Origin of the sequence: Agromyces humi (genome assembly GCF_009720255.1) — a bacterium.
Lineage (GTDB): Bacteria > Actinomycetota > Actinomycetes > Actinomycetales > Microbacteriaceae > Agromyces > Agromyces humi.
Map to the genome: position 1 here is coordinate 1 of NZ_WJSP02000182.1, position 7,356 is coordinate 7,356.

Annotated in this window: 9 protein-coding genes and 1 pseudogene; 4 read left to right on the plus strand and 6 right to left on the minus strand. The window is 70.1% G+C overall.

The window, feature by feature from the left end; genetic code table 11:
- Nucleotides 1-13 precede the first annotated feature (13 nt).
- A pseudogene (locus GH736_RS25755) lies at nt 14-607 on the minus strand (TetR/AcrR family transcriptional regulator); the annotation flags it as partial.
- A gap of 59 nt (nt 608-666) precedes the next feature.
- Here GH736_RS25755 and GH736_RS13970 point away from each other — a divergent pair.
- The gene (locus tag GH736_RS13970; protein WP_235934220.1) at nt 667-2,178 is read left to right on the plus strand and encodes a DHA2 family efflux MFS transporter permease subunit; all 1,512 of its coding nucleotides are present in this window, start codon (nt 667-669) and stop codon (nt 2,176-2,178) included.
- A 76-nt stretch (nt 2,179-2,254) separates the two neighbouring features.
- Here the strand turns inward: GH736_RS13970 and GH736_RS13975 are convergent, their stop codons facing one another.
- From GH736_RS13975 to GH736_RS13990, 4 genes are all read right to left on the minus strand, one after another.
- The gene (locus GH736_RS13975) at nt 2,255-2,521 is read right to left on the minus strand and encodes a DUF4190 domain-containing protein (RefSeq protein ID WP_159604301.1); all 267 of its coding nucleotides are present in this window, start codon (nt 2,519-2,521) and stop codon (nt 2,255-2,257) included.
- 164 nt (nt 2,522-2,685) lie between these two features.
- Complete coding sequence (locus tag GH736_RS13980; RefSeq protein WP_159604303.1) at nt 2,686-2,994, minus strand: DUF4190 domain-containing protein; 309 nt, start codon at nt 2,992-2,994, stop codon at nt 2,686-2,688.
- A 123-nt stretch (nt 2,995-3,117) separates the two neighbouring features.
- A complete protein-coding gene (locus GH736_RS13985) occupies nt 3,118-3,873 on the minus strand; it encodes a DNA alkylation repair protein (RefSeq protein ID WP_203230771.1) in 756 nt (251 codons plus the stop codon).
- A 102-nt stretch (nt 3,874-3,975) separates the two neighbouring features.
- The gene (locus GH736_RS13990) at nt 3,976-4,371 is read right to left on the minus strand and encodes a hypothetical protein (RefSeq protein WP_159604305.1); all 396 of its coding nucleotides are present in this window, start codon (nt 4,369-4,371) and stop codon (nt 3,976-3,978) included.
- 356 nt (nt 4,372-4,727) lie between these two features.
- On the opposite strand from GH736_RS13990, the gene GH736_RS13995 reads away from it, so the two are divergent.
- Both GH736_RS13995 and GH736_RS14000 read left to right on the plus strand, forming a co-directional pair.
- Nucleotides 4,728-6,188, plus strand: coding sequence for a DUF6421 family protein (locus GH736_RS13995; RefSeq protein ID WP_159604307.1), 1,461 nt, complete (start codon nt 4,728-4,730; stop codon nt 6,186-6,188).
- Nucleotides 6,189-6,190: 2 nt separating this feature from the next.
- Nucleotides 6,191-6,856, plus strand: coding sequence for an SDR family NAD(P)-dependent oxidoreductase (locus GH736_RS14000; protein ID WP_159604309.1), 666 nt, complete (start codon nt 6,191-6,193; stop codon nt 6,854-6,856).
- Nucleotides 6,857-6,900: 44 nt separating this feature from the next.
- Here the strand turns inward: GH736_RS14000 and GH736_RS14005 are convergent, their stop codons facing one another.
- The gene (locus GH736_RS14005) at nt 6,901-7,119 is read right to left on the minus strand and encodes a hypothetical protein (RefSeq protein ID WP_159604311.1); all 219 of its coding nucleotides are present in this window, start codon (nt 7,117-7,119) and stop codon (nt 6,901-6,903) included.
- Here GH736_RS14005 and GH736_RS24580 point away from each other — a divergent pair.
- Nucleotides 7,118-7,356: hypothetical protein (locus tag GH736_RS24580; protein ID WP_203230772.1), on the plus strand; the 239-nt coding region annotated here is incomplete at its 3' end. The two genes, GH736_RS14005 and GH736_RS24580, sit on opposite strands and share 2 nt — an antisense overlap.

The following is a 7,356-nucleotide window of genomic DNA, read 5'->3' on the forward strand; positions in this document are numbered from 1 at the left end:
CGCCATTGTCGANGATCTTGTGATCGCGGCCGTTGCCCTGTGCTTCGACCACGAAGCTCTTCCCATTCGCCGTGTACGTGGCGACCGACTTGTACACGCTTGCGAAGCCCACGATGGCGTTGATCAGCATGCCGGTGGCCATGAACTGCCGGGTGTCCTCGGCGGACATGCCGGCCTCGTCGCGGAGGAACCGCCAGATGTCGCTGAAGCCCGCCCGCGCGACGCGGCCGATCTCGGGCTCGCCGCCGAGCGCGGTCGAGTTGGCGATGACGGGAAGCATGCCGCGCTCGGCGAGGAGGCCCGTGTAGGCGGTGCCCATGCGTTCGGAGCGACCCTCGAGGTCGCCCGGCATGGCCGCACGGAAGACCTCGATCAGGCGCGCGTAGGCGCGCTCGATCACGGCGATGAACAGCTTCTCCTTCGTGCCGAACAGCCGCACCACATAGGGCTGGCTGACGCCGGCGGCGCGGGCGACCTCGTCGGTGGTGGTGCCGACGTACGTCTTCGCCCCGAAGACCGCGGTCGCCGCCTCGAGGATGAGCTCGCGCCGGTCTGCGGCCTTCATCCGCGGGGCGGGCGCGACATCTTCGATCGTCATGCTTGACATGTTATCAGTCGATTACTACTGTCCAAGTAATCATTCGATAACAACCAAGGAGCGCCGCCGTGTCATCCGTCACCGAAGTCGCCGCCGCACCGTCCGCCAGGGGCGCCGGCCGTCGCCCGAGCCCGCTCTGGCTCGTGCTCATCGCCACCGCACTGCCCATGTTCATGGCCACCCTCGACAACCTGGTCATGACCAACGCCCTGCCCGTGCTGCACGCCGAGTTCGGGGCATCCGTCGAGGAGCTGCAGTGGTTCATGAACGCCTACACCCTGGCGTTCGCGAGCACGATCCTCATGGCCGTGGCCCTCGGCGACCGGTTCGGTCGGCGAACGCTCTTCCTGATCGGCATCGTCGTGTTCACGCTCAGCTCGGCGTTCGCCGCATTGGCCGCCGATCCCGGGCAGCTCATCGCGGCCCGCGCACTGCAGGGCTTCGGCGCCGCGGCGATCATGCCGCTCTCGCTCACGCTGCTCGTCGGTTCGGTGTCGCTCGCGCGGCGTCCGCTCGCCATCGGGATCTGGGGCGGCGTCGCCGGCCTCGGCGTCGCCACCGGGCCGCTGATCGGCGGAGCCATCCTCGAGGGCTGGGCCTGGCAGGCCATCTTCTGGATCAACGTGCCCGTCGGCGTCGTGTCCATCGGCCTCGCCCTGCTCGCGCTGCCGAACAGCTTCGGTGCCCGGCTCCGCGCCGACATCGTGGGGCTCGTGCTCTCGGGCCTCGGCCTGCTCGCACTCGTCTTCGGCATCGTGCGCGGCAACCCGGCCGGATGGGACAGCTTCGAGGTGATGGGCAGCCTCGTCGCGGGCGGCGTCCTGCTCGTGGCCTTCGTGCTCTGGGAATGGCGGGCGAAGGCTCCGCTGCTGCCGCTGCGGCTCTTCCGCGACCGCAGCTTCAGCGTGGCCAACGTCGTCGGCTTCGGCTTCAGCTTCGCGGCGTTCGGCTCGATCTTCATCCTGATCCAGTTCCTGCAGGTCGTGCAGGGCGCGACCCCGCTCGAGGCGGCGCTGCAGACCTCGCCCTGGACGCTCGCCCCCATGATCGTCGCCCCCATCGCGGGACTGATCGCCCCGCGTGTCGGCACGCGCACGCTGATCGTGACCGGCCTGCTCGCCCTCGGCGTCGCGCTGTTCTGGTTGTCGGGCCTGCTCGAGGCCGACATCGCCTACGCCACCTACGTGCCGCCGTTCATGATCGCCGGCATCGGCATGGCGCTCGTGTTCGCCCCCTCGGCGACCGCGGTGCTCGCCACCATGGCGCCCGACGACCACGCGAAGGCGAGCGGCACGAACTCGATGCTCCGCGAGGTCGGCGTGGCGCTCGGCATCGCGGTGTCGACCGCCGTGTTCACCGGTGCGGGCGGCGAGCTGAACCCGGCCGAGTACGCGGTCGGTGCACAGCCCGCGGTGCTCGTGGCGGCGGCGGTGCTCGGCGTGACGGCACTCGTGGCGCTGCTGCTCCCCTCGGGGCGGGCCGTGAAGGGCGGGACCGCGATGGTGGCCTCCGAAGCCGCACCGACCGCAGCGTCGGTCGAACCGACCGTCGAGCCGGCCGTCTCGGTATCCGCGAGCTGAGCCCGCGGCATCCGCTCACAGGCGAAGGCCCCGTGCTGCTCGATCGAGCGGGACGGGGCCTTCCGTGCGTGGGCGGCTAGGCGTTCGCCAGCACGCCCGAGAGGAAGAAGAAGCCGAAGATGAAGCCCAGGATGATCGAGACGAGGCCGATGATGATCGCGGCGTTGGCGAATCCAGTGCCCCGCTCACCGCGCTTCTTGGCCTGGTTGAGGCCGATGAAGCCGAGGATGACCGCGACGATGTTGAACCCCAGGAGGGAGATCACGAACGCGACGATCGAGAGGACGTTCCACTTGTCGGACGACGGGGCGTATTGCTGCGGAGGCGGAGCGTAGTCGGACATGAAGGCCCTCACTGTCGATGGCGGTCGCTGACCTGCATCGTGACAGCACGACCGTGGGGTGTCAACGACCCAGGTCGGGGCGCCGTCGCATCCCGACCGCCGTCGTCCGCACACGACGGAGCCCCGGTCGCCGAGCGGCGCCGGGGCTCCAGGTCGTACGACGACTAGTTGACCGTGACGTTCGGGTTCGCCGCGATCACCGCGACGAAGACGATCCAGAAGATGATGCCGATCACGATCGACACGAAGCCCAGGACGATCGCCCAGATCGCGAGCCCGCGACCCCGCTCGCCGGTCTTCTTGATCTGGTTGAGGCCGATGAAGCCCAGGATGATCGAGATCACGCTGAAGCCGAAGAAGACGATGATGAAGGCGATGATGGAGAGGATGTTCCACTTCTCAGCCGGTGCCGGAGCGGGCGACGGCTGAGCGGGGACGGGTGCGGGTGCAGGTGCAGGTGCTGAGTCAGTCATGTGAGCGTTCCTCGGTGTCTTGGTGGACGAATGGCCTTCCGCATACTGGCAGCAGCGAGCCGACCGCGTCAACGACCCAGAACGGGCGCCTCGTCATGCGGCGTCACCCATATCCCGGAGGGGTCACCGCATCGCGCGGTACGCGGCCCGTTCGGCGGGGCTGAGGTGCTCGGTCGCGTACGAGAGCATCGTGCGCGGCATCCGCGGCGCGTGTTCGTCGAGGAATCCGGTGAGCAGGTCCCGGTCGACGCGCTTGCCGACCTCGCGCAGCATCCAGCCGACCGCCTTGTTCATCAGGTCCTCGCGGTCGTCGAGCAGGCCGGCCGCGAGCCGCAGGGTGGGGACCGCATCGCCCGCCCTGATGTCGGCGAAGGTCGCGATCACCGCGACCCGGCGCTCCCACAGCGAAGCGGATGCCGCGAGCCGGCCGAGGAGCGACGCGTCCGCGATCCCGTCCCTCACCATCTCGCCCACGAGCACCTCGGCCGTGCTGTCGACGAGGTCCCAGTTGTTCACCCGGCCGGCGCGCACGGCGGCGAGGTAGGCGCGATGGAGCGCGAGACGGCCCTCGTCGTCGCGGGTGCGCGGGCGGCGGGCGAGCTCGGCCTGCCGCACCATGACGAGGAGGGCCGCGAGCCGGTGCTCGTGCACGGGACTCTCGAGGAGCGCGACGGCCTCGGCGAGCGGCATCCGCTCGAACCGCTTCACGATCGCCCGGGTAACCGGCACTCGGACACCTGCGAACACGTCGCCCTCGCCGTACTCGCCCGGGCCGGTCTTGAAGAAGCGGCGCAGGAACGCGGCGTCGTCGGGGTCGCCTGCCGCGTCGATGGCGGCGGCGAGCGCCGCGGCGGTCGATTCGGGCGCGTGGTCGTGCACGAGGGAACTCTAGACGCGGGCCTCGTCGGCTCGCGAGGGGACGACGAGGCGGGTGCGGGGCCGGGTTCGGCCTCGCACCCGCCGGGGGCGCAGGGATCGCGCTCATTCGGTGCCGTCGTGCAGCGGCGAGAGGTCGTCGTCGACGGTGACGGGCTGCGAATGCAGTTCGCGGCGTGCGTCGTCCGAGAAGCCGGGCGTGACGCCGGCCTCGGACTGCGAGTGCAGCTCACGTCGCGCATCGGCGGAGAACGCCCGGGCGGCGTCGGCCTGGGAGGCCTGCTCGATCGCGCGCTCGATGCGGTCGGCGACGACGGGAGCCACGGCCAGGTCGCCCCGCTCGACGACGTGGCCCCGGGCGAGCGCGAGTGCAGCGGTCTGGGCCGGACGGAGGTCGTCGCGGACCTGGCCGCCCGGGGCGGCCATGCCTGCCGAGCCGCTCGTGAGGACCATCAGTGATGCGGCGACGATGAGCACCGGGGCCGCCGTGCGTGTGCGCATGGCTTCATTCCTTTCGGGTTTCGGGTTCCCACCTGTTCGGGGGGTGATCTGAAGCTACGAATCCCGCCGTTCCGCGGGATCCGGGTCGGCACCCTCCCGGGTGTCGGAATTTCCCTGAGCATCCCTCAGTACAGGACGGCCGAACCGGCTCCGAATGGACGACGCACACCCTGAGTGGGCACGATCGGCACGCTCCTGCGCGGCGCGGCGAAGACCACCGCGAAATCTTGCGTCGACGCACGAAAGCGGCGCGGGCCTGCAACACATCGCGAGAAGGCTGCGTCTAGCCTTGAGTGGGCGGCCGATCGGCCGCCATCACATCGCAGTCGCGACCACGCCCGGGAACGGAGGTTCACATGTCGAACATCACGATCGACGCCATCATCGGCGAACCCGAGGTCCTCGAGGACGAGGTCACGCCCGCCGACCTGGCCCTCGCCCACGATGCCGAGACCGACCCGGCCTGGCTGCGCCTCAAGGAGTCGGCCACGCGGCTGCAGTCCCTCCAGGTGAAGGACGGCTCGGTGCCCGAGGAGGGCGACCGCCCCGAGGCATCCGCCCTCGTCGACGCGATCGTCGAGTCGATCGAGGCACTGGCGCCGCGGTTCCCGCACGAGGCCTCCTACCTCGCGGCATCCGTCGCCGACTTCCGTCGGTGGCAGGCCGAGGGCTTCGGAGTCCCCGACTTCCTCGACTCGCTCGTGGAGTTCCAGCCGCAGCGGCACCGCATCGACGGCATCCGGCACCTCGTGGTGTTCCCCATGGTCACGCAGAACGGCTCGCCCGACCGACACGTCGAGGCCCTCCTCGTCGAGACGATCTGGCCCGAGTTCATCGCCGCCCTCGAGGCAGGCGACTACTCGAACAAGCTGTTCGTGAGCCTGCGGCTCGTCGACTTCACGCCGGGCTACGACACGAACTCGGCGGTGCTGTTCCCAGAGACGGTCGCGATGCGCGAGATCCCGCCCTTCACGTGGGGCGCGATCTTCCAGGACCGCGAGGCGGCGCGCTACCGCAGGGTCGTGCGTGCGGCATCCGAGATCACGAAGCTCGAGCTGCCCGCCGACGCGGCGGCGCTGCTCGACGACCAGGAGCTCGCCGAGCGCACGTTCGTGATGTGGGACATCATCCACGACCGCACGCACATGCGCGGCGACCTGCCGTTCGACCCGTTCATGATCAAGCAGCGCATGCCGTTCTTCCTCTACTCGCTCGAGGAGCTGCGGTGCGACCTCACCGCGTTCCGCGAGTCGGTGAAGATCGAGCGGCAGCTGCGGGCACGGTCGACGGATGCCGCAGCGCAGCCGCTCTCGGACGTCGAATCGCAGCTGCTCGAGCACGCCAAGCTCGTGCAGTACGCGGTGATCTTCGACCGTATCTTCCGGTTCGCGATCACGGGTTCGCGGGTGCGCAACTACGACGGGCTCGGCGGCCAACTCCTCTTCGCGTGGCTGCACCAGAAGCACGTGCTGGAGTGGACGGATGTCTCGCTCAGCTTCGATTGGGACGCCGTGCCCGACGCCGTGGTGGAGCTCGGCGACGCGATCGACGAGCTCTACTGGAAGTCGATCGACCGCCCGAAGACCGCGCACTGGCTTGCGGCCTACGAGCTGGTGACGAGCGTCGTGACGCCGAATCCGGCCTCCGTCTGGGCGCAGGGCCTGCCGCGCGAGGTGCTCGCCGGTGCGCCGAAGGGGTACACCGACCTGGTGATGGACGACGAGTTCCCGCTGTCGATGTTCTACGAGGCGCTCGACAAGAAGATGAAGCCGGTCATCGAGTCGACGGTGGGCATCACCGCGACGTCGGAGCGCTGACCATGACGGTCGCCGGCCGGACGGTGCTCATCGCGGGTGCGACGAGCGCGTCCGGCCAGGCGGTCGCCCGCGCGCTCGTCGACGCGGGCGCCCGCGTGGTGGTCGTGGGCAGCGACCAGGGCCGCCTCGACGCCCTCGTCGCGGAGGTTCCCGGAGTGGTGGGCGAGCTCGCCGACCTCACCGACGGCGACGACGTGCTCGAGCTCGCGATGCGCGTGCACGCGCGGGTCGGCGACCTCGACGGCGTGGTGCACCTCGTGGGCGGGTGGCGCGGTGGCGGCGGCATCCTCGGGCAGTCCGAGGAGGACTACCGCGTGCTCGAGCGGTCGTTCACGGCCCTGCGGTACGTGAGCCGCGCCTTCTGGACCGACCTCGTCGACTCGCCGGCCGGCCGCATCGCGATCGTCTCGTCGACGACGGTCGCGGCGCCGTCGGCGGGGAGCGCCAACTACACGGCGGTCAAGGCGGCGAGCGAGTCCTGGATGCAGGCGCTCGCCCAGGGCTTCGCGAAGTCACCCGATGCCGCGGCCGCGGCCGTGACCTTCCGGGTGCGGTCGCTCGCGGGGCTCGAGGGTGTGCTCGCCGACGCCGTGGTCGCCCTGTGGGACGCGGAAGCGGATGCCGCGACGCTCAACGGCTCGGTGACGGAGCTCGTCGCGCCGGCCTGACCCCGTCGGCTCGCACCGTCAGTTCGTGCCGTCAGTTCGCACCGTCAGTTCGTGCCGCCGGTGACGTGCACGGCGTAGCCCCAGCAGCCGGCGTCCTCCCAGCGATAGTCGTCGCCGGTGCCCGAGTCACCGTCGAGGGCGAGCTCCCACGCGGCGTACTCCTCGGGCGTGAGGTCGGCCGGCATGGCCGGGAAGCGGTTGGACGCGTCGGGTGGAGGGTTCCACCACTTCCAGTCGAGGTACTCCTGTCCGGCGTCGGCCATGCAGTCGCGGACGATCTGCTGGAAGGAGAGCCAGGCCTCCTTCTCGGCGTCGGTGGGCTGGGCGGTGCCCGGGGTGGGTGCGGGTGCCGGTCCGCCGGGCGCCTCGGGCTGCCCCGAGCAGCATTGTGGGAAGCCATTCGACGCGGTGTGTCGCGACGTCGGCCGCGGCGAGAACTGCCAGTCCGATCACGACGATGAGCAGCGCGGTGTACGGGATGACGATCACAGGTTGATCTG